This is a genomic window from Gluconobacter sp., from assembly GCF_047722525.1.
Taxonomy (GTDB): Bacteria; Pseudomonadota; Alphaproteobacteria; order Acetobacterales; family Acetobacteraceae; genus Gluconobacter.
Window position 1 is genome coordinate 239920 of sequence record NZ_JBDNYY010000002.1, and the last position, 20594, is coordinate 260513.

18 protein-coding genes are annotated in these 20594 nt (G+C 62.6%); 7 read left to right on the forward strand and 11 right to left on the reverse strand.

Annotation, left to right across the window (positions count from 1 at the left end):
* The first annotated feature begins 56 nt into the window (after nt 1-56).
* Together ABF859_RS03165 and ABF859_RS03170 are read left to right on the forward strand one after the other, a co-directional pair.
* Nucleotides 57-680, forward strand: coding sequence for a ribonuclease HII (locus ABF859_RS03165; RefSeq protein ID WP_415526034.1), 624 nt, complete (start codon nt 57-59; stop codon nt 678-680).
* Entirely contained in the window at nt 677-1762 is a 1086-nt protein-coding gene (locus ABF859_RS03170; RefSeq protein WP_415526036.1) for a site-specific DNA-methyltransferase, read from the forward strand. The genes ABF859_RS03165 and ABF859_RS03170 overlap by 4 nt, the downstream gene beginning before the upstream one ends.
* Before the next feature lie 73 nt (nt 1763-1835).
* Here the strand turns inward: ABF859_RS03170 and ABF859_RS03175 are convergent, their stop codons facing one another.
* The 5 genes from ABF859_RS03175 to ABF859_RS03195 all read right to left on the reverse strand — a co-directional run bounded on the left by ABF859_RS03175 (nt 1836) and on the right by ABF859_RS03195 (nt 9256).
* Nucleotides 1836-2453, reverse strand: a complete 618-nt coding sequence (locus tag ABF859_RS03175; RefSeq protein WP_415526038.1) for an ankyrin repeat domain-containing protein — start codon at nt 2451-2453, stop codon at nt 1836-1838.
* Nucleotides 2454-2530: 77 nt separating this feature from the next.
* Nucleotides 2531-4570 (reverse strand): VWA domain-containing protein, encoded by a 2040-nt coding sequence (locus tag ABF859_RS03180; protein WP_415526040.1) that lies wholly within the window; start codon nt 4568-4570, stop codon nt 2531-2533.
* Nucleotides 4567-7299, reverse strand: coding sequence for a DUF4159 domain-containing protein (locus ABF859_RS03185; protein ID WP_415526042.1), 2733 nt, complete (start codon nt 7297-7299; stop codon nt 4567-4569). The genes ABF859_RS03180 and ABF859_RS03185 overlap by 4 nt, the downstream gene beginning before the upstream one ends.
* Nucleotides 7296-8222, reverse strand: a complete 927-nt coding sequence (locus ABF859_RS03190) for a DUF58 domain-containing protein (RefSeq protein WP_415526044.1) — start codon at nt 8220-8222, stop codon at nt 7296-7298. Before ABF859_RS03190 ends, ABF859_RS03185 begins: the two co-directional genes overlap by 4 nt.
* A gap of 5 nt (nt 8223-8227) precedes the next feature.
* Nucleotides 8228-9256 (reverse strand): AAA family ATPase, encoded by a 1029-nt coding sequence (locus ABF859_RS03195; RefSeq protein ID WP_415526046.1) that lies wholly within the window; start codon nt 9254-9256, stop codon nt 8228-8230.
* Between the two features lie 155 nt (nt 9257-9411).
* Here ABF859_RS03195 and ABF859_RS03200 point away from each other — a divergent pair, with 155 nt between their 5' ends.
* Genes ABF859_RS03200 through ABF859_RS03210 form a run of 3 tightly spaced genes read left to right on the forward strand, consistent with a single transcriptional unit; the run spans nt 9412 to nt 12935 of the window.
* Nucleotides 9412-9948 (forward strand): DUF1285 domain-containing protein, encoded by a 537-nt coding sequence (locus tag ABF859_RS03200; RefSeq protein WP_415526191.1) that lies wholly within the window; start codon nt 9412-9414, stop codon nt 9946-9948.
* Nucleotides 9945-11135 (forward strand): CCA tRNA nucleotidyltransferase, encoded by a 1191-nt coding sequence (locus ABF859_RS03205; protein ID WP_415526048.1) that lies wholly within the window; start codon nt 9945-9947, stop codon nt 11133-11135. Before ABF859_RS03200 ends, ABF859_RS03205 begins: the two co-directional genes overlap by 4 nt.
* Nucleotides 11136-11180: 45 nt before the next feature.
* Complete coding sequence (locus tag ABF859_RS03210) at nt 11181-12935, forward strand: ABC transporter ATP-binding protein (RefSeq protein ID WP_415526050.1); 1755 nt, start codon at nt 11181-11183, stop codon at nt 12933-12935.
* Here ABF859_RS03210 and ABF859_RS03215 read toward each other — a convergent pair.
* The 6 genes from ABF859_RS03215 to ABF859_RS03240 all read right to left on the reverse strand — a co-directional run bounded on the left by ABF859_RS03215 (nt 12893) and on the right by ABF859_RS03240 (nt 19325).
* Nucleotides 12893-13405: an RNA pyrophosphohydrolase gene (locus ABF859_RS03215; protein WP_415526052.1), complete on the reverse strand. Its 513-nt coding sequence runs from the start codon at nt 13403-13405 to the stop codon at nt 12893-12895. The two genes, ABF859_RS03210 and ABF859_RS03215, sit on opposite strands and share 43 nt — an antisense overlap.
* Nucleotides 13402-14592 carry a divergent polysaccharide deacetylase family protein gene (locus ABF859_RS03220; protein ID WP_415526054.1) on the reverse strand — a complete coding sequence of 397 codons (1191 nt, stop codon included), beginning with the start codon at nt 14590-14592 and terminating at the stop codon, nt 13402-13404. Before ABF859_RS03220 ends, ABF859_RS03215 begins: the two co-directional genes overlap by 4 nt.
* A gap of 17 nt (nt 14593-14609) precedes the next feature.
* A complete protein-coding gene (locus ABF859_RS03225; protein WP_415526056.1) occupies nt 14610-16067 on the reverse strand; it encodes a S41 family peptidase in 1458 nt (485 codons plus the stop codon).
* A gap of 128 nt (nt 16068-16195) precedes the next feature.
* Nucleotides 16196-17497 (reverse strand): murein hydrolase activator EnvC family protein, encoded by a 1302-nt coding sequence (locus tag ABF859_RS03230; RefSeq protein WP_415526058.1) that lies wholly within the window; start codon nt 17495-17497, stop codon nt 16196-16198.
* Nucleotides 17484-19016, reverse strand: a complete 1533-nt coding sequence (gpmI, locus tag ABF859_RS03235) for a 2,3-bisphosphoglycerate-independent phosphoglycerate mutase (RefSeq protein WP_415526060.1) — start codon at nt 19014-19016, stop codon at nt 17484-17486. Before gpmI ends, ABF859_RS03230 begins: the two co-directional genes overlap by 14 nt.
* Nucleotides 19017-19133: 117 nt before the next feature.
* Nucleotides 19134-19325, reverse strand: coding sequence for a CsbD family protein (locus tag ABF859_RS03240; protein ID WP_415526062.1), 192 nt, complete (start codon nt 19323-19325; stop codon nt 19134-19136).
* Nucleotides 19326-19487: 162 nt separating this feature from the next.
* On the opposite strand from ABF859_RS03240, the gene msrB reads away from it, so the two are divergent.
* Nucleotides 19488-19904: a peptide-methionine (R)-S-oxide reductase MsrB gene (gene msrB, locus ABF859_RS03245; RefSeq protein WP_415526064.1), complete on the forward strand. Its 417-nt coding sequence runs from the start codon at nt 19488-19490 to the stop codon at nt 19902-19904.
* Complete coding sequence (upp, locus tag ABF859_RS03250; RefSeq protein ID WP_415526066.1) at nt 19901-20539, forward strand: uracil phosphoribosyltransferase; 639 nt, start codon at nt 19901-19903, stop codon at nt 20537-20539. The genes msrB and upp overlap by 4 nt, the downstream gene beginning before the upstream one ends.
* The last annotated feature ends 55 nt before the right edge of the window (nt 20540-20594 follow it).

The following is a 20594-nucleotide window of genomic DNA, read 5'->3' on the forward strand; positions in this document are numbered from 1 at the left end:
CACAACCGATTCGGTCACCTGTTTTCGGGGTGATCTGTCGGGGAGAATGCTCAGGAATGCCGGATTACGCCCTTGAAGCTGCCCATGGGGGGCTGGTCGTCGGGATCGACGAAGTCGGGCGTGGTCCTCTGGCGGGGCCGGTTGTGGCATCTGCCGTCGCATTCACAGCGCCTCCGTCAGAAACCCTGTCTTCCCTGCTCGATGATTCCAAGAAACTGACAGCCCGGCGCCGGATACTGGCCTATGAGGCCCTGATTGCCGATGAGCAGGCTCTGATTGGCATTGGTGCGGCATCTGTTTCGGAAATCGAACAGATCAATATTGCCCAGGCCTGTTATCTGGCGATGCGGCGTGCCCTGTCCCGGCTTGGCCGGACACCTGATCTGGCGCTTGTGGACGGCAAACATGCCCCGAAGCTGCCATGCCCCATAAAAATGGTGATCGGTGGCGACGGGATCAGCCTGTCCATTGCGGCGGCTTCCATCATCGCCAAGGTGACTCGGGACCGCCTGATGGCGCGTCTGGCGATACGGCATGATGCCTATGGCTGGGAGCGTAATGCCGGTTACGGCACGGCTGCGCACATGCAGGGTCTGAAGCTCCGGGGGGTGACACCCCATCACAGGCGCGGGTTCGCGCCAATACGAAACATGATTGAAGCAGAGGCACACGCAGCATGAGCGGTGAATTTCCCGTCGACCAGATCCTGCGTGGAGAGTGCATCGAGACGATGAAGACGCTTCCCGATGGGAGCGTGGACTGCATTTTCGCCGACCCACCGTACAACCTTCAGCTACGCGGCGAGCTGCGCCGTCCGGACGAAACTGTCGTGGACGGTGTGGATGATGACTGGGACAAGTTCGCGGATTACGCGACCTACGATAATTTTACGCGCGAATGGCTCAGTGAAGCGCGCCGGATCCTGCACAAGGATGGCACGATCTGGGTCATCGGGTCGTATCACAACGTCTTTCGGCTGGGTGCGATCATGCAGGATCTGGGCTTCTGGATCCTGAACGATATCGTCTGGCGCAAGTCCAACCCGATGCCGAATTTCCGCGGGCGACGTTTCACCAATGCACATGAGACGCTGATCTGGGCGGCGCGTGGTCCGCAGAGCAAGTACCGGTTCAACTATCAGGCCATGAAGGCCCTCAACGACGATCTTCAGATGCGTTCGGACTGGTATCTGCCGCTGTGCACGGGAAATGAGCGCCTGAAGAACGAGCACGGCCTGAAGCTTCATCCGACGCAGAAGCCTGAAAGCCTGCTTCATCGTGTGCTGGTGGCATCCACCAATGCCAATGACGTGGTGCTGGATCCGTTCTGCGGAAGCGGAACGACGCCGGCGATGGCGAAGCGTCTGGGACGTCATTACATCGCCATTGAACGGCATCCGGATTACGTCAAGGCGGCGCGGGAGCGTGTGGCGCGTGAAGAGCGCCTGACGTCCGAACAACTGGCGACGACGCCTGCCAAGCGTGAAATGCCACGTATTCCGTTCGGAAGTTTCGTGGAGACGGGAGCACTCCCGGCCGGAACGCTGCTCTATGATCGGCAGAAGCGTCTCAAGGCGACAGTCACGCCCGATGGTACGCTTGTGTCGGGCAGCCAGCGCGGGTCCATTCACAAGCTCGGTGCGATGTTGACCAATGCGCCGTCCTGCAATGGCTGGACGTTCTGGTATTTCGAGCGGGACGGTCAGTTCGTCCAGATTGACGTGCTGAGGCAGGAAAGTCAGGCACTGCGCAACGTCGGCTGACGGCTGAACGCTGTGGGTATGAAAAAAGCCGGAGGCTAATCTCCGGCTTTTTTTTGTGTCTGGGTCAGAAAACCTAGTGTCCTGCGAAACCGAGGAAGCCGACCGAGGGATCTGCTTTGCCTCCGCTTGTATCGAAATGGGGAGTGGCTGCGACCAGGGATCGTTGCGGGGTGACGGATTTGCCGCCGATCGTCAGATGGCCATTGCCGTTCTTCATCTCGATCCCATGATCGGAGACGCTGTTCTCGATCCTGCCATCCGGGTTGTAGGTTCGCATCGACAGCAGCAGGAACATGATGTCCTTGCGATTCAGGTCGATGGCCATGTCCAGCGGCGTCTGATCCAGCACATTGTGCCCGCCCATGTCGGCACCACGGTTGAGCGCCTCCTTGGCGGCATTCAGCGAGCCCCGGTTGATGGCGTCAAAAAGAGCCGTGGTCGGGTTCACGTCGGCGCGGGCATGACCGGCATCGTCGCCGGACCCTTCTGCTCCAGGTAGGGCGGAAGGGGGAGCGGCGCGCTGGGCGGCCTTGCGCGCCTCGGCCTTTTTCTGGTTGGCCTCGGCTTCCTGTTCAGCCTCGGCGTCGTCGGCATCCTGAGCCTGGGCATGATGCCAGGGTACGAGAATCGTCGGCGTCATTGCCAGAGCGGCAACGAGCAGCAGGCGGGGCAGGGTGGGGAGCAGTCGCATAATGCCAATATACTGTGATCGATCGTCCTGTGCGAGTCTGCAGATGCGTCCTGAGGGGGGCGGAATGTGACATTTTTTCAATGCCCCTCCCGCCACCATCCGATTGCGAGGAAAATCAGGGCTGCGAGCAGGGCCGCCCAGGCGGGAATGAGGTCTTTCGTCCGGGTCTCGCCTGCGACTGCTGCGGTGGTGATGGGCAGGCCCATCCAGTCCGAACCGCTCATGGCCGAGCCTGTGGGAACCTGGCGCAGATGCGGCGTGTGATCCGCGATCCATGACACGGTTCCGCCGGAAGCTTTGGCTGTACCGCCCATGACGGTCGCAGTTGCGCGCAGATCCTGACGTTCCAGCGGATCATGGGAGACCGGGCTGGCAAAAGCGACGAGACCATCCTGCCGGACGCTCCAGATTCCGGGGATCGTGGCAGGGGCCGTGGCGTGCCAGACGCCGTTCGTCCGGGTCAGTGTCAGGGGCTGGCGCTTGCCGTCCGGGGCGGTCACGAAGGCTTCAGGTGAAACCGCCTGACCAGCGGCATGACGCTCTACGGTGAGCTGTCCGTTCTCGATCCGGGCCGTGAGACGGTTTTCCTCGAGGTCCGGTTCTTTCATCAGCCAGTGCGACAGGCGGCGCAGGAGTTCGGCCTGCGGTCCGCCGCCGCCTTCACCGCGCGACCAGAGCCAGAGCTGATCCGACATCAGCATGGCTACGCGCCCACGATCCACCCGGTCCAGAAGAAGCAGCGGTGCTCCGTCAGGGCCGTGCATCAGGTCCTCGCCATGGGACTGGTCGGGGCGAAGTGCACGGTACCAGGGCCCCCAGTCTTCCGTCAGGCCAGCCGTGACCGGATGCGTTTTACCCAGATCGGTCAGGGCGGGCCGGAAAGCGCGTGTAACGATTCCGTCCGTGCCGACATGCGCGGGCAGAACCTGCGCGAGGCTGGTGTCCTGAAGAGTGCCGTCCTGCGTGAACTCTGGTCCGGCGGTGACGAGAAGGCCGCCGCCATTGCGCACGTAATCGGCGATATTGGTCAGGTATTCGTCGGGCAGGATGTTGCTGTTGCGGAAGCCGTCCAGAATGATGAGGTCAAAGCTGCGGATCTTTTCCTGGAACAGTTCCCGAATGGGGAAGGGGATCAGGGCCAGATCCGACAGCGGGGTGCCGTCATCGGTGTTCGGGGAACGCAGGATGGTGAAGTGAACGAGATCCACGGATGGATCGGCCTTCAGCAGACGGCGCCAGACGCGCTCACCCTGATTGGGCACACCCGAAACCAGCAGCACGCGCAGCCTGTCCCGGACGCCACGGATGCGGACGACCTCACTGTTGTTCTCGGTGGACGCTTCCCCGGCCAGAGGGGATACGGACAGGCCGACCAGCGTCTCGCCGGGATGCTGGACCGGCAGCGTGATGTCCTGCGGCGTACCGGTCTGGATGGGGCGTGTCTGCGGCGGGGCGTCGCCGGAGCGGATCGTGAGAATGGCATCCGAAGCGTTCGGAGCGCCCAGATCGTCTACCTGAACGCGGATCGTGGCGTTCTGCCCGACGATGGCATAGGGCGGTGTGCTCAGGATGCGCAGGCGTCGGTCCTGTTCCTCGCCATGCGCCGTCAGCAGAAGATGCAGCGGAAGCGTCTGCCCGTTCGCCCCATGAAAGCGGGGGGGCAGATGGGGCGGAACGTCATGATCCATGCCATCGGTCACGACGATGGCTCCCGCGAAACGCCCCTGCGGCAGATCGGCGTGGTCCAGCGCCTCGAACAGACGGGTTCCGTGACCGGTGCCGCCGGGGACATCCACGCGGTGCAGCGTCAGCCCCGGAAGATGGGCTGCGTCCTGCATGATCTGTTCGGCGGCCTGATCCGCGATGGCGGTCCGGTGGCCGACCTGCATGGACGCCGAGCGGTCCACGACCAGCAGGGCATCCTGCGGCACGGGACGCAGCACCGGATGGAGCGAACGCGGTCCGGACAGCCAGCCCAGAAGAGCCAGAACCGCCAGTGCCCGCCAGAGCATGCCGCGCGCGCCACGCACGGCTCCATAGAGTGCACCTGCAATGGTCAGAACGGCCAGAGTGATCAGAAGCCAGACCGGCAGCATGGGAGAAAGGTCGAACATCATGGTGCGTCCTCCTCATCAACGCTGTCGGGGCTGGCGGCCGCTGCTCCCGGATCGGGACTGCCGAGACGGCGGAGCATTTCGGGGTATTGGGCCTGATCGTTCTTGTAGTTTCCGGTCAGGGCATACAGGACCATGTTCACGCCGAAACGGTAAGCCTGCGTGCGCTGGTCCTCGCTCCCGGGAATGACCGCGAAAGGATGGTTGCCCGATCCGTCTACGGCCCAGGCATGCGCCCAGTCGCCATTGCCGATGATGACGGGGCTGACGTCATCATTCGCCTCGTCCCCGTTGCGCGCGACATAGACCGGCTGCCCGGCAACGCGGCCGGGAAAGCCGCTGTGCAGCAGATAGAAGGTGTGCGCCAGAACGTGCTTTTCGGTCAGCTTGGCGAGCGGCGGCACGACGAGGCCGTCCGTCACGCGCTGAAGCGCGGCCCGGGCTGCGGAACTGGTTCCGGAATCCGTATCGGTCCCCGCGCCCTGCTCGTCGATCAGCAGGATACCGCCATGATCCATGAAGGCGTTGAGGGCTTTGGTACGTTCAGCATCGGGCTGGGCATCCGGCCTGATCGGCCAGTACAGGAGTGGATAGAACGCCAGATCATCTTTGCCCGGCGTGACACCGTCCGGATGGCCCAGCGTCGCGGAACTGCGGGCTGTCGTATAATCGGAGAGGCCCTGAAGTCCCTCGCGGGAGACGGTGTCGATATCGTCATGCCCCGTGAGAACATAAGCCAGCCGTGTCTCGAGTGCGGCCTGCGGCACTGTTGCCGGAAGCGAAGCCGGTGCCTGAGCGTGGGATTGGGCCATTGGCAGAAGCAGGAGACCGGCGACCGCCAGAGCACCCAGCAGGCCCCGCCTGCGTAGGGACAGGACCAGATCCAGCAGCAGCAGCAGCAGGCCCGCAGCCATCAGCGCGGGACCAATCGGGCGATCCGCATGGGCGCCGTCCGGTGAGATCGCGGTTCCGAGCAGGGGCTCTTCCTTCATCTGTGGTGCGGTATCGGCCAGGTTGAGGGCGCGCGTTCCGTGGGCCGGACCATAGAGCCCGGCAGGGTGACTGACCGAGACGGGTGTATGGGTCAGATCCGAGGCGCGGATGGAGCGTGCAGCCTGTGGCGGCATGACGAGCCCCCCGTCGCTTCCAAGGATGCGCCATGGTGCCAGTTCCGAAGGACCGCCGCCTGCAACGCCGGCCGAACGTTCGATCAGGCGTTCCAGCATATCGGGGAACAGGCCGGACAGGGGCACATTGGACCAGTCGGGCGAGGCCGTGACATGGAACAGGACGATCTCGCCATTGCCTTCTGCCCGTGCGGTGACGAGGGGTGTGCCGTCACTCAGCGCGGCCCAGACATGATCCGTCAGGCCGGTCTCGGGCTTCGCCAGCACCTGTCGGGAGACAGTGACATCGGGCGGGATCGTCAGGTCCGAGAACGGTGAGGTCTCGGGGAACGACGCCAGCGTCTGCGGCTTGCCCCAGGACATGGGACCGCCGAGTTGCCGCATCCCGCTCATGAGATGGACGGGCAGGAGCGCATCGGACGTGGCATCGGAATCCGCAGCCTGATCGGCAGCGAGGCCGGGGCCTGCAAAACGGACGAGCATGCCGCCATGACGGACCCAGTTCAGGACGCGGGTCCGCGTCTGATCGCCGGAAAGCGCCCCGTCGGTTGCGATCAGGACAGACAGGGGGGCACCGAGAAGGGCCGTGGCGTCCCCGCTATGCAGGTCGGAAATGGGCTGCAATGCGCGGTTGAGGAAGAAGGCCGATCCGACGAGCGGCGTGGCATCGCCGGGCGTCTGTAGGATGCCCACGGGGCGGCGGTGATCGGCCTGTCCCATCAGATGGACAGCAGCCGGGCCGGTCGCGCCTTCCAGTGTCAGATGATCGAGCTGGTTCCGCAGGAGAGGCGGGAGCGAAATGGTCTGGTCCTGACCGGTTTTGACGGGATACGCCGCGAGTGTTCCGCCATTGGCGTTGGCGGCATGCAGCGTCATGGTCCGTGTCGGGCAGGAGAGCGTGTCCACTCTGGCATGAAGGGCGCCGTCCTGGCCGGTAGACGCGGCAAGACGCAGAATGTTGCAGCCATTCCAGCGCATGTCCTGAACGGAACGGGCCTTTGCGAGCGCCCCATGCAGAGCGGTGTCTCCGCCTGTGGCCAGCCCGTCCGAAAGGATCATCATGCGCTGGCCGGACAAGTCCCGGTGCTGGAGCAGGGTCGCGAGTGCCTGACGGTCAGTGGGCCAGGGCTGAGGACGCAGGCGGGACAGATGTTCAGACAAAGCGTGCGCGTCATGTGTCGTGAACGCTTCAGGCATCGCGCCATCGGGCGCTCGCGCGGCATGCAGGAGTGTCACATCCTGACCGCTGCGGATCGCAGTCTCGCCGAGGGCCAGAGCCGCGGAAATACGCTCGTTCCAGTGGGGAATGGCGGCCCAGCCATCATCGAGAACGAGGGTGAGAGGACCGTTGCCGGCTTCAGCCTGATGTGGCGTCAGCACAGGGCGGGCCAGTCCGAAAATGACGAGGGCCACGGCCGCCATGCGCAGAAGCAGGAGCCAGAGCGGAGAGCGGGCTGCATCTTCACGCCGGGCGGTCAGCCGCTTCAGGATCAACAGGGACGGAAAGGACTGCTCCTGCGGAGCGGGCGGCGTGGCACGGACCAGCCACCACAATGCGGGCAGCGTGAGAAGACCGAGCAGCAGGAACGGGGCGAGAAGGATCATCGGCCGCCTCCCAGGGCCATGTGAAGCGCCAGTAGGGCGGGAAGCGGGTTCTGCGACGTATCATGCACGATGCAGTCGGCATGGAAAGACGCCGCATTCTGTTTCAGGGCTGCGAGATGGGCATTCATGGCCTGTTCATAGGCGGGGCCAAGGCTTTCCATCGCCGGAAGCGTCAGAACGCCGCCTTCAAGGCCCTCGAAACGGATTCGTCCGGAGCGTTTCAGCTCCCGTTCCGCAGGATCGAGAATGCAAAGAAGATGGGTTCTTACCGGGCGGCTGGCGCAGGTCTTGAGAAAGGTGTCGATACGGTCTTCGTCCCACAGAAAATCGCTGATCACGACCAGATCGGAGCGGGAGGGAACGAGCGCCATGCGCGGGAACTCTGGTTCGTCCGCATCGGGATGCAGGAGGGAGGCGGCCAGCCGCGGTAGGACCTGTCGGCCAGCCAGCGCACGTCCCGCCTCAATCCCGGTTAGCAGTCCCGCGCGCTCACCACCCCGAAGGGATGCGGAAGCCAGCGCCAGCGTGCAGAGCTGGGCCCGCTCCGCCTTGGTCGGCAGGGCATCGGACGAGCGCCACTGCATGGATGGCGACGGGTCGCACCACAGCATCAGCGACTGGGCATTTTCCCGCTCGCGTTCACGGACCCAGAACGTGTCCTCGACCGGAGAGCGGGCAGACTGCCGCCAGTCGATGGACGTTGCGGGTTCGCCGGTGTGATAGGGGCGAAACTGCCAGAAATCCTCGCCCGCGCCTGAACGTCTGCGACCGTGAACACCGCTTTGCAGGCTTGCGGCAATCTTTTCGGCTTCAAGAACGAGCGCGGGGAGAGCCAGACTTTCTGCCTGTGCGGACGGCGTGCCGGATGCGGTGCCCCGGTTGCGGCGGAAGAAGCTGCGCAGGGTATCAGACGGACTTTTCACGGCGATCAGAGGAGGGCCTGCGCCTGCTTGCGGATCAGGGCTTCGCGATCCGTTCCCGAGGCGCGGGCGCCAAAGCCCAGTCCGATACGGTGGGACAGGACCGGGCTTGCGAGGGCCACGACGTCATCAAGGCTGGGTGCCAGACGGCCATCAAGCAGCGCACGGGCCCGGGTTGCGATCATCAGCGCCTGCGCCGCACGGGGACCGGGGCCGTAGGACACGGCATCCCGTACTTCTGGCGAGGCAGATGGATCTTCCGGGCGCAGCGAGCGCGTCAGTGTCAGGATCGCATCCACGATCTGATCGCCGACGGGCAGGCGTCGGACGAGGTTCTGGGCCGCGAGAAGGCTTTCGGCATTCATCAGGGCAGACACCGTTGGTGTCGTGGCGCCGGTCGTCTGAAGCAGCATCTGGCGTTCCGCATCCCGATCCGGAAATCCGAGGCTGATCTGGAGCATGAAACGGTCGAGCTGCGCTTCGGGCAGGGGGTAGGTACCTTCCTGCTCGATCGGATTCTGGGTCGCGAGAACGTGGAATGGGCGCGGGAGGGCGTAATCCTTGCCACCCTGCGTGACACGGCGTTCCGCCATGGCCTGAAGCAGGGCGGACTGGGTGCGCGGGCTGGCACGGTTGATTTCGTCGGCAAGGACAAGCTGGCCGAAGATCGGGCCGGGGAGAAAGCGGAATGCACGACGCCCGTCCGCATCCTGATCAAGGATCTCCGCGCCCGTGATGTCCGAAGGCATCAGGTCGGGCGTGAACTGGATGCGCGTGGCGTCCAGACCCAGCACGCGGGAGGCCGTATTGACCAGAAGCGTCTTGCCCAAGCCCGGCGCGCCCATCAGAAGCGCGTGACCACCGGACAGGATCGTGACAAGCACCTGTTCAATGACGCTGTCCTGGCCGAGAACAATTTCGCCGATGGCCTGACGGACGTGACGAAGAACCGGGGCCAGACGGTCGGCTTCAGCCACGTCCGCCTCGCCCTGCAGGGTGCCGGCGGAAACGCCGGAAGAATATTGCTGCTCGCTCATGACGCCAGTCTGACAGGTGTGGGGGTTTCATCAAGGCTCGATTGCACCCAAGTTGGTGTGAGAAGAGAGTTTTTATGCAGTTGGAGGGAAAATTGAGCGATCATGAGTTCCGGCAGGCGGCCCGTCCTGACGTCTCCCTGTCTCCAGATCCCCTGATGCCCCCGTCTTCCTTTCCCGGAACGCCCGGTGCGGGCCCCCGGCTGCTACCTTTTCTTATTCAGCGCGATGGCACCTGGCTCTACCGGGGCTCTGCGATCAAACGCAAAGCCATGCTGTGCATGTTTTCTTCGATGCTGACCCGCGATCCCGAAGGGACGTACTGGCTGAAAACGCCGATGGAACAGGGCATCATCCAGGTCGAGGATGCGCCATTTGTAGCGGTTGAGCTGGATTTTCGCGGGACCTGTGGGCGTCAGCAGAATCTGTGTTTCCGGACGAACATGGACGAACTGATCTGCGTCGGGCCCGAACACCCCCTGTCATGTGACTGGGATCGGCCCTCTGACGAGTGCGCCGCAGTGCCGTATGTGCATGTCCGTGATGGCGAGGGAGCATTCCCCATTCAGGCGCGAATCACGCGCGCCCTGCATTACGAACTCGCGGCCCTTGCCGTTCCCGGACATGTGAAGGGGCAGCCCTGTCTGGGTGTCTGGAGTCAGGACTGCTTCTTTCCGCTTTCGCGCCCCGCGTGATGCAGAAATCCGGCCTGCTGGAGCAGCTTCCGGACCGGAGAGGGCTGGAGCGGATCTGGGACATCCTGCCTGAGGCGCGGCTTGTCGGTGGATCGGTGCGGGACCTACTTGCGGGGGTTGCTGTTCATGATCTGGATCTTGCGACTCCGGAGCCGCCTGAAGACGTGCAGCGTCGACTGGAGGAAGCGGGAATCCGTGTGATCCCGACAGGTCTTTCTCATGGTACCGTGACGGCGGTGCTGATGGAGGTACCCTACGAAATCACGACCCTGCGGCGCGATGAGGAAACGGACGGTCGCCATGCGGTCGTGGCCTGGACGCAGGACTGGACGGAAGACGCGGCCCGGCGGGATTTCACCATCAATGCCATGTCTCTGGACCGTCACGATACGCTTCACGACTATTTCGGGGGGTGCGAGGATCTGAAGAACCGCCGTGTCCGGTTCGTCGGGGAAGCATCGCGCCGGATCGGGGAAGATGCGTTGAGAGCGCTTCGTTTTTTCCGGTTTGATGCGCGATATGGTGATGGGGCTCCTGACAGGGCCGCCTGCGAAGCGATATCAGGACAACTTGGACTGATTGGCACACTTTCGGCTGAACGGATCGCATCGGAAATTCTGCGAATACTGGCTGGCCCCCGCCTTTCGGAAACGATTGCCGCGATGGAGCGGGTCGGGCTGCTTCAGGTCATTCTGCCTTTTCCGGAACCGGCTTCTCTCAATCGCCTGCTGAACTGTGATGCGCCCGCTGATCCACTGCTTCGCCTGTTTGCGCTCTGTCGTCACGGAAGCCACGAACTGGGAGAGCGTCTGAAACTGTCCAACGCGGACTGTGCAAGGATCGAAGCATGGTCCGCAGACAAGCCTGTGCTTGGACTGGCCTCATCGGATGATGATCTGCGGCGTCTGCGTGTGGAACAGAGTATGGAGCGCCTGGTGGCGCGAAGCTGGCTGGAGCAGGCGCGGCTTTCAGGGGCTCCCGATCCGGCTTGGGACCAGTTCCGTTCGCGATTGCAGGCTATGCCGCAGCCCGAGTTTCCGCTGTCAGGCAAGGATGCCATCGCCCAGGGCGTCCAGCCGGGGCCGGGAATGGGGGAATGGCTGAGAACCGGTCGGGACTGGTGGATGGCGCAGGGATGTTTGCCGGACCGGGCGGCGTGTCTGGACTACCTTGCCGCCCGGGAGTGAAGCGGCGGTTTCGTCCTTTTCGCAAGGCCTGCTAAACCCCGGGATATGACGAAAACGACAGCTCTCGATACGGACAGCCGCGTCCTGATGAAACGCATCTGGCGCGAGGAAATGCGCCAGCATGTCGGACGGATCATTTCCGTGATTGTTCTGACAGTCCTGATGGCAGGGCTGACCGCGCTCTATCCTGCGGTCATCAAGCGGGCCGTGGATATGTTCGCAGCCCATGATTCCCGTATCCTGTACCAGGTTCCGGCGCTTGTCGTGATCGTGACCGGGCTCAAGGCCGCGTCCCAGTACGGGCAGACGATCGCCGTGCAGGGACTGGTTCTGGCCGTGATCCGGGGGTTGCAGTCGCGCATGTTCGCCCATTCCCTTCAGGCGGACGTCTCGACGATCGAGAAGGAGGCTCCGGCCAAATGGGCAGCCCGCTTCACCACTGATGCTGTTTCCATCAGGGAGGCCATGATCCGGGTAGTCAATGCGCTTGGCGATGCCGTGACGGTGGTGGGGCTGGTCATTTCCATGATCGTGACGGACTGGGAACTGAGCCTGATCGCTCTGGTGCTTTATCCGGTTGCGGCTGTGCCCATCCAGAAGCTGGGTAAAAAAGTGCGACGCGCCTCGGGCGGGATGCAGGAACAGATCGGCGAGACATCTGCTTTGCTGAACGAAAGTTTTGCCCTTGCCCGTCAAGTCCGCATCTATCGCATGGAAGAGCGGGAAAGTTCGCGTGTGGATCACTCCCTCGATCTGCTGCATTCGGCGTTTCTGCGGATTGCAAAAGGACGCGCGCGCGTTGATCCCGTTCTTGAGGTTCTTGGCGGTGCCGCCGTAGCCGCGGTGCTGGGGTTTGCCGGCTGGCGGGCTGCGCAGGGCGGTGCGACGCTGGGGGATTTTACGGCTTTCATTGCCGCCCTTCTGACTGCTTCGCGGCCAATCCGGGCATTGGGTTCGCTCAATACGGCTCTTCAGGAGGGGCTGGCGGGCCTGTCACGGGTGTTTGCCGTAATTGATGAACCTCCCGCTGTGATGGAACGACCGGGTGCGAAATCCCTGCCATCGGGGAAAGGGCATCTGGCTTTTCAGCAGGTCAGTTATCGTTATGAAGACGGCCGTGTGGGTCTGAAGAACCTGACCTTCGATGTTCAGCCGGGAAAGACAGTGGCTCTTGTCGGCCCGAGTGGTGCTGGAAAGTCCACAGCGCTCTCCCTGATCCCGCGTCTGCATGATGTGACTGAGGGCAGCATCTGTCTGGAAGGGGTGGATCTGCGGGATCTGACCCTTTCATCCCTGCGCGATGCCATCGCGTATGTCAGTCAGGATACGACCCTGTTCGATATGTCCCTAATCGAGAATATCTGGATCGGCCGTCCGTCTGCGTCGCGCATTGAGGTCGAGAAGGCCTGTGCCATGGCGGCGGTCGATTTTCTCGACAATCTGCCGGCCGGTCTGGAGACGCGGGTCGGGCCGGGCGGTCGCCGGCTTTCTGGCGGGCAACGCCAGCGTGTGGCGCTTGCACGTGCCCTGCTTCGCAATCCGCGGGTCCTGCTTCTGGATGAAGCCACAAGTGCTCTGGATTCGGAGAGTGAAGCACGGGTGCAGAAGGCCCTCGCAAATCTGCGTTCAGGCCGGACGACCGTGATCGTGGCCCATCGGTTGTCCACCGTGCAGGCTGCCGATCTCATTGTGGTGATGGATCACGGTGCGGTTGCCGAATCAGGCACCCATGCCGAACTTCTCAGGAAGAACGGCCTTTATGCGCGACTGGTGCGAACCCAGTCTCTGGCGGCGGCCTGAAAAAGCGCCGTCAGTTCAGGCAACAGATCCGTATAGAGGGCTTTCTTGAAACCCAGATTGCGTTCCAGCAGGACGTTCGGCTCAACCCATTCCCAGATGTCGAATTCTGCTGGGTCGTGGAGGTCCAGACGGATATCGGTATCCTGTCCTTCATAGCCCATGACGAACCACTTCTGGGTCTGTCCCCGAAAGCGCCCCCCAAGGGCTTTGCCCATCAGGGTGAGCGGGAGGTCATAGGAAAGCCAGCCCTCGCGTTCTGCAAGAATGCAGGCGTTACGCGTTCCGATTTCCTCCTCCATCTCCCGCAGGGCGGCGACTTCAGGCGTTTCGCCTTGATCGATACCTCCCTGGGGGCATTGCCAGACGCCTCCCGGAAGATCCGCCCGACGGGCAATGAACAGCCTGCCTTCCCGGTTGAAAAGCGCGATTCCCACATTCGGGCGATAGGGCAGGGTCTGGGGATCAGTCACAGAGGGGCTCTCAAGCTGGAAGATACGAAATTGGCAGCCTGATCGTTGCTGGTGCCGCTATCCGCAAAAGCTGAAGGGGGCACCAGAACGAAGCTGTTTGCTGCAGGTCCTCTGAGCCAGTTCGCCAGACGCTCAATCATGACGGGTGTGATCGGTCCAACCATCAGCAGGATCTTCGTGGGCTTTCCGTCCTGCGGAAGCAGGGCTGCAAGTCTGGCGTCCAGAGTGGCCGCATCCGTATCGCCATTAATCCAGGCCGTTGCCGTCATCCCGCGGGTGCGACGTCCGTCCTGTGCGGAGCCTGCCAGATAGAGCAGACCCTTGCCGCTGATGAAACTGGCAATCGGTACGAAATCCGGGGACGTCGCATAGCCCCCTCCCGGTTGATCGTCCCCGTTTTCAGACGCATCCGTCAGCCCTTCTGCGCCTGTGGCCCGGGACAGGCACCACTCCAGTTCGCGCTGGTCGTCGGCTGCGGAGTTTCCATATCCAAGCGCATGCGGGCCTTCATCAACCCGCTCTGGATGGGCGCTCTGCATGGGAAGGGTGACATAGACTTCCCGATGGCTGGCATGGGCGCGCGCAATGATGTCGCTGATATTGCTGACATATGGTGAGATCCCGACCGCCACGGGGGCGGGGATGCGTGAGAGCACGTCATAGGTCAGGGCATCCGAATATCCAAAGCCCTGCAATACGATCGCGATGGCGGTTTTGTCCGTTGGAAGGGCAACCGGGGCTGCTCTGACGATCTCCGGCGAACCGGACGCGGAAGACGTTCCGACTGCTGGAAGGGGCTGCTGTGTAACGGCAGTAGACGTCGTTGCAGGGGAAGGAGGAACAGCCTTGGAGGGAATGACAGCCGGGGGCGTGGGAGGCGTTACGTCGGTTGATCCTGCCGCAGGATGAGCCACCTGTGATGGCTGGACTTCTGTCGTTCTGGCGGGTGGAGCGGTCTCTTTCGGAACCGGGGTGGATGCAATCGAGGAATCGTTGTGCGCAGGGAGGGACGGGCTGGCCGGTGGTGTCGCTTTCGTGATGACAGCGGGTTTGCGCTGATGCATCAGAAAGGCTGTCGCCCCTGCTCCTCCCGCCAGAAGGACGGCCCAGAACGCGATCAGAAGGCGTCCGATAACGGGAAGTCGTTGCCAGAGCCCTGGATGGCTGGAGGCGGGACGGTTCTGCACGATCCGGGATGTCCTTGTCAGTGATGCGCTTCAGGCGGTTTGGGGGCGGTGGGCGTGGAAGCCTTGACCTCGGTCGCCGGTGCCGTCGCCGGAGCCGGATTCGAAAGGCCTGCCATGGCATTGATGACCTTGATGGCCTGCTGAAGCTGGAAATCCGTTGCAGGTTTCGTGGCGTCGAAAGCGGGCCAGCTGGCGTCCGGCATTTTCGGAATGGACTTCGCGATCGGCGGGATATCGGTCCGCGGGGTCTCGTTCGTCCGGTTGCCACCGATATTCGTCAGGATGTGGGACAGGTCGGCTTCGCGATATCCGTAAGCGTCGTCGTCCTTCGTTTCGGCAACGGGAATATCGGGCGTGATGCCCAGACCCTGGATGGAACGGCCGGACGGTGTGTAATAACGCGCAGTGGTCAGGCGGACCGCGCCCTGATCGCCAATCGGGATGAGGGTCTGGACCGAGCCTTTACCGAAGGTCTTTTCGCCAAGGATGATGGCGCGGTGATGATCCTTCAGAGCACCGGCTACGATTTCACTGGCCGAGGCCGAGCCGCCATTCGTCAGGACAACAATCGGCAGACCATTGGTGATATCCGTGCCTTTCGCATCCCAGCGCTGGTTGTTTTCAGCATGGCGACCACGGATCGAGACGATTTCACCATCCTTGATGAAGTCGTCCGAGACGGCAATGGCCTGATCAAGCTTGCCGCCCGGATTGGAGCGCAGGTCAAGGATGATGCCGGTCAGCTTGCCGCCGGGGGCCTTGGTGGCCTGGGCCTTGAGCTTGTCGAAAGCCGCATGCATGGCGCCTTCGAGATCGTCATCGAACTCGGTCAGTCGGATATAGCCCGTGCTGCCATAAAGCGCTGATTTCACGATCTGGACGTGCACGATCTCACGCGTCATGTCGAAGGTGAGGGTCTTGCCGGTCTTGGGACGTACGATCGTCAGGCTGATCTTCGTTCCCGGATCGCCACGCATCTTGCGGACGGCCTGATCGAGCGTCAGGTCATCGATGCTCTTGTGGTCCACCATGGTGATGAAATCACCGGGCTGGATGCCTGCGCGCGCGGCCGGGGTTCCGTCGATCGGGGAGACCACGCGGACATGTCCGGACTCACCCTGAACCTGAAGGCCCAGACCACCGAACTTGCCCGAAATCTCGGTCTGCATGTCGTGGAACTGTGCCGCGGTCATGTAGGAGGAATGGGGGTCGAGATTGCCCACCATTCCATCGAGCGCGTTATTGATGAGGTCCTTGTCGGACACGGGATGGACGTATTCCGCCTTCACCACATCCATGACCGTCCCCAGAAGCGTCAGCAGGCGGACGGTTTCCGCGCTGTTGTCATGTGAGATTTCACGGGCGAGGGCTGCGCCCGGAAAGTCCCCGGAGCCCGCAAGACGCAGGGCGCCCGGTCCGATGGCCAGTCCGGCCAGAAAGGCGGTGCCCAGCAACAGGCCACTGCGAAACTTCATGTGATCTCCATCCTCGGGAACGAAGGAACGTACTGACCGTCGTTGCCTCGGAGGCAGACTAGGCCGGTTCAGGTTGCCAAAGTATTAAGAAACGATCCTACAAGGTCAGACGCGCTCGGCAAACCGGATCATAGGAACGGCGCGGGACTGACGACCTGCGTGCCGTGCCGGAGCTGGACGAAAAGCATGCCGTCAGCGGTCGGCATCTGGCCCAGTGTGGCAGCTTTCCTGATGCTTTGACCACCGGAAACAGTCAACTGTCCCAGTCCTGAGAGGACGAAGCGGTAGTTACGTCCACAATCGAGGATCAGCATCTGTCCAAAAGACCGGAAAGGTCCCGCAAATTCGACTCGGCCGGTACAGGGGGCCTGTACGGGTGCCGAGGAGAGGGCGGCATAGGTGATACCGGTTGCGGGACCCGCTTCCGTCGCCTGTCTCCACCGGATGGCGACATGGCCGGAAACCGGAGCATGACCGCCGGAACTGGATACGCCCTGACCGGCCGAAGTCAGGGCCTGAGCCTGAGAGCGGGCATGACGGGCGCGTTCGAGCTGGTGCTGCCGGGTCAGGGCTGCGGCTTCCTTTTCCAGTTCGGCGCGGGCCTGTGCTTCCTGCCGGACGAGGGCGTCGATTTCTGCAGACAGGTCCGCAGCGGCCTGCAGGGCATCGGCCACAGCCTTGCGGGCTTTCTGTGCGCCCTGATCTGCCGCGGCTTCCTGCCGAGCCGCGATCCGGGTCCTGGCTGCTGCGGTATTGCGGTCACGGGTCTGTCCGGCCAACAGGTCCGCCAGTTCTTTCTGCTGTGTCTGCAGATCGTCACTGATCCTGCGGAGTTCGTCCTGACGTGACTGGAGCGTCTGGGCGCGTTGTTGGGTCAGGCGCGAGAAGCCACCGAGAATGGACAGGGCTGTCACGCTTTCCGATGCTGTCTCGGGGGAGGCCAGCAGGGCCGCATCAGGTGCGATGGACAGACGTGCTGCGACGGGAAGCAAAGGCTCCAGCGCCGCATTCTGTCGGCGGATGTCGGCTTCGACAGCCGTTTGCTTTTCCGTCAGCTCCGCAATGTTGGCCCGAAGCGTCCGGATGCGGTTCTGGGTCGTGTCGACAGCAGACTGGGCGGTATGGGTCTGGGCCATGAAGGCAAGGGTGCGCGCATTGTCCTGCCGGGCTTTTGCTTCTGCCTGTGCCGAGGCGATCTGCTTTGCGTGCAGGGCCGCAGCCTCCTCGGCCTGACGTTTTTCCAGTGCCCGTCGCGTAGCCTGTGCCCGGGCGAGGGCTTTCTGGCCTTCGCTCGGACCGGCGCCCGGTGTGGTCAGCGCCTGTTTTTCAGTATGGTGGGTGTGCCGATGAGACGCATGATGGGCTGTCGCGACAGACGGCGACAGCATCAGGGCAAGCGGCAGGAGATGCCGTGGATCAGGCGCTTTCAAGCAGGGACACACCCGTCATTGCTTCAGGTTGCCTGATGCCCATCAGCGCCAGCATGGTGGGGGCGAGATCGGCCAGACGCCCGTCATGGATGGTCTCGCCCTCGGCATGGGCCAGGATGACGGGGACCACGTTCAGCGTGTGGGAGGTATGGGCTCCGCCTGTCACGGGATCGCGCATGGTTTCGCAGTTGCCGTGGTCAGCCGTTACGAGCAGGACGCCGCCGGCTTTGACAAGCGCGTCATTGATGCGGCCCAGCCCCTGATCGACCGTTTCGCAGGCCTTGATGGCAGCGGGAAGGGAGCCGGTATGGCCGACCATGTCCGGATTGGCGAAGTTCAGCACGATCATGTCGAATTTGCCGCTCTCGATGGCGGCAACGGCCCTGTCCGTCAGTTCGGGAGCAGACATTTCGGGCTGGAGATCGTAGGTCGCGACCTTGGGGGACGGAACCAGAATGCGCTCTTCGCCTTCGAACTGTACTTCGCGGCCACCATTCAGGAAGTAGGTGACATGCGGATATTTTTCAGTCTCCGCCATGCGGAGCTGCGTCTTGCCCGCTTTGGAGACCACATCGCCCAGCAGGTCATCGAGTGCGACCTTGGCGAACAGGACGCTCATATGTGGAGCCAGATGATCGGAATAGCGCGACATGCCGCAAACAGACGCGAACTTCACCTTCCGGCCACTGTCGTATTCCGCAAAATCGGGCAGGACGAGGACGTCCAGAAGCTGACGGATGCGGTCTGCGCGGAAATTGCACGACAGGATGCCGTCTCCGTCCTTCATGCCGGCGTAGTTCCCCAGCACCGTGGGAAGAACGAATTCGTCTCCCTTGTCGCTGTCATAGCTGGCCTGAAGCGCAGAAAGGGCATCCGTAGCATGGGGCCCCTTCGCATCCCGGATGGCCTCGATGGCCAGGCCCACGCGCTCCCATCGGCGGTCGCGGTCCATGGCGTAATAGCGGCCACTCAGGGTTGCGACCTGAACGTTTTCAGGCAGTTCTTTCAGGAACTTCCCGATGAACTCCTTGCCCGAACGCGGCGCCGTATCGCGGCCGTCGCTGAAGATGTGCACGGCGACGGGAACACCGGCCTCGCTGACGATCTTCGCAAGGGCGACCACATGGTCCTGATGGGCGTGGACACCGCCGGGCGAGATGAGGCCCATGAGGTGGCAGGTTCCGCCCGAGGCTTTCAGGGATGCGATGAAATCCAGAAGGACGGGATTCTGCGCCAGTGAGCCGTCACGGGCGCTGCGGGAGATGCGCGGCAGTTCCTGCATCACGACCCGGCCGGCGCCGATATTGAGGTGGCCGACTTCGGAGTTACCCATCTGTCCGTCCGGGAGGCCGACATCCTCGCCCGAGGTCTTCAGAAAGGCATGGGGGCTCGTGGCCCAGAGATGATCGAAGGTCGGAATGTTTGCGAGACGGACCGCATTGTCTGAGTCATCCTCGCGCCAGCCAAAGCCGTCGAGAATGACCAGCATGACGGGACGGAGCGTTGAGGATGCGGACATGGGCTGTCTCCTGCAGGCAAAGGAGGGATGGGACTGTTTCCCATCATGCCATCTTTCCCCGCAAATGCGAACGCCCGCCATGAAGGCGGGCGTTGCATTGTGATGAGGGTAGCGGTTTCAGAGCTTGTCGATGCCGCTCTTGACCGCATCCTTGGCATCGCCGGCGGTCTGCTGGACCTTCCCCTTGATGTTCTGGGCCACGCCCTCACCTTCAAGCTTCTTGTCGTTGGTGACGTGACCGACTTCTTCCTTGACCTTGCCGGTAACCTGGTTGGCAACGCCTTTGATCTTGTCTTCGATGGAGCTCATGATCGCATCCTTTCGTCTTCTGGTGTGTTGGGAATAACGGGCGGAGGTGCGGCAGGTTGCGTCCTGACAGTTTAAGATGCGTGACAAAATACGGCCGTGCTTTCATACATCGCCACAGAAGCATTGCCCGAAGACGTCCTTCAGATTTTCCGGAGAACCAGCATGACCCAGAGTTGCGGCCCGAACGGGCAGACCGGCGGTGGTTGCGGCATCGGCCTGACACCGGAACAGCGGCGTATCCTTCACGAACATGGAACGGAACGCCCCGGCTCCAGTCCTCTCAACGATGAGAAGCGTGCGGGAACCTATGCCTGCGCGGCCTGTGGGCGGGAGCTGTTTTCTTCGGATACGAAATATGACAGCGGCAGTGGCTGGCCGTCTTTTTTCTGGTCTTTGCCGGAAGGGGTCGAAACAACGCAGGACAGCCGCTATGGCATGGTCCGCACGGAAGTCCACTGTGCAAACTGCAAGGGGCATCTGGGGCATGTGTTCCCCGATGGTCCGCCGCCTACGGGACTTCGTTACTGCATGAACGGCCTGGCGCTCGATTTTCGCCCGGCCGAAGGAGAAAAAGCATGAGTCAGGCGCTACAGCCTATCGTTCTCGACCATCCGCTGGTGCGCCACAAGCTGACCCGTCTGCGTGACCGTAATACATCCACGGCCGGTTTCCGTCGCCTGACGCGCGAACTGAGCCTGCTTCTGGCCTATGAAGCCACGCGCAACCTGTCGCTGGTTCCCCGCCACATCGAAGCGCCGAGCGGCGCGATGGAAGGCGAGGAACTGGACGGCAAGAAGCTCTGTTTCGTCTCCATCCTGCGCGCGGGCAACGGTCTGCTGGACGGGATGCTGGATCTCGTGCCCTCCGCGCGTGTGGGACATATCGGTCTGCGCCGGGACCATGAGACGCTGGAAGTCAGCGAATACTATTTCAACATGCCGAGCGATGTTCCGGGCCGGACCTGCATCGTGCTGGATCCGATGCTGGCGACGGGTCATTCCGCGGCGGCCGCTCTGGCCCGCGTGAAGGCAGCCGGAGCCAAGAACCCGATCTTCGCCTGCCTTCTGGCTGTTCCGGAAGGCATTGCCTATGTCCGGGACCTGCATCCGGATGTGCAGATCGTTACCTGTTCCATCGACAGCCATCTGGACGAGCACGGCTATATCGTTCCCGGCCTCGGTGATGCGGGCGACCGTCTGTTCGGAACACGCTGAGGCTTCAGCACACGCTCTTGTGTGCTGAAAGTGCTGCGGTTTTGTGGCGGGTATG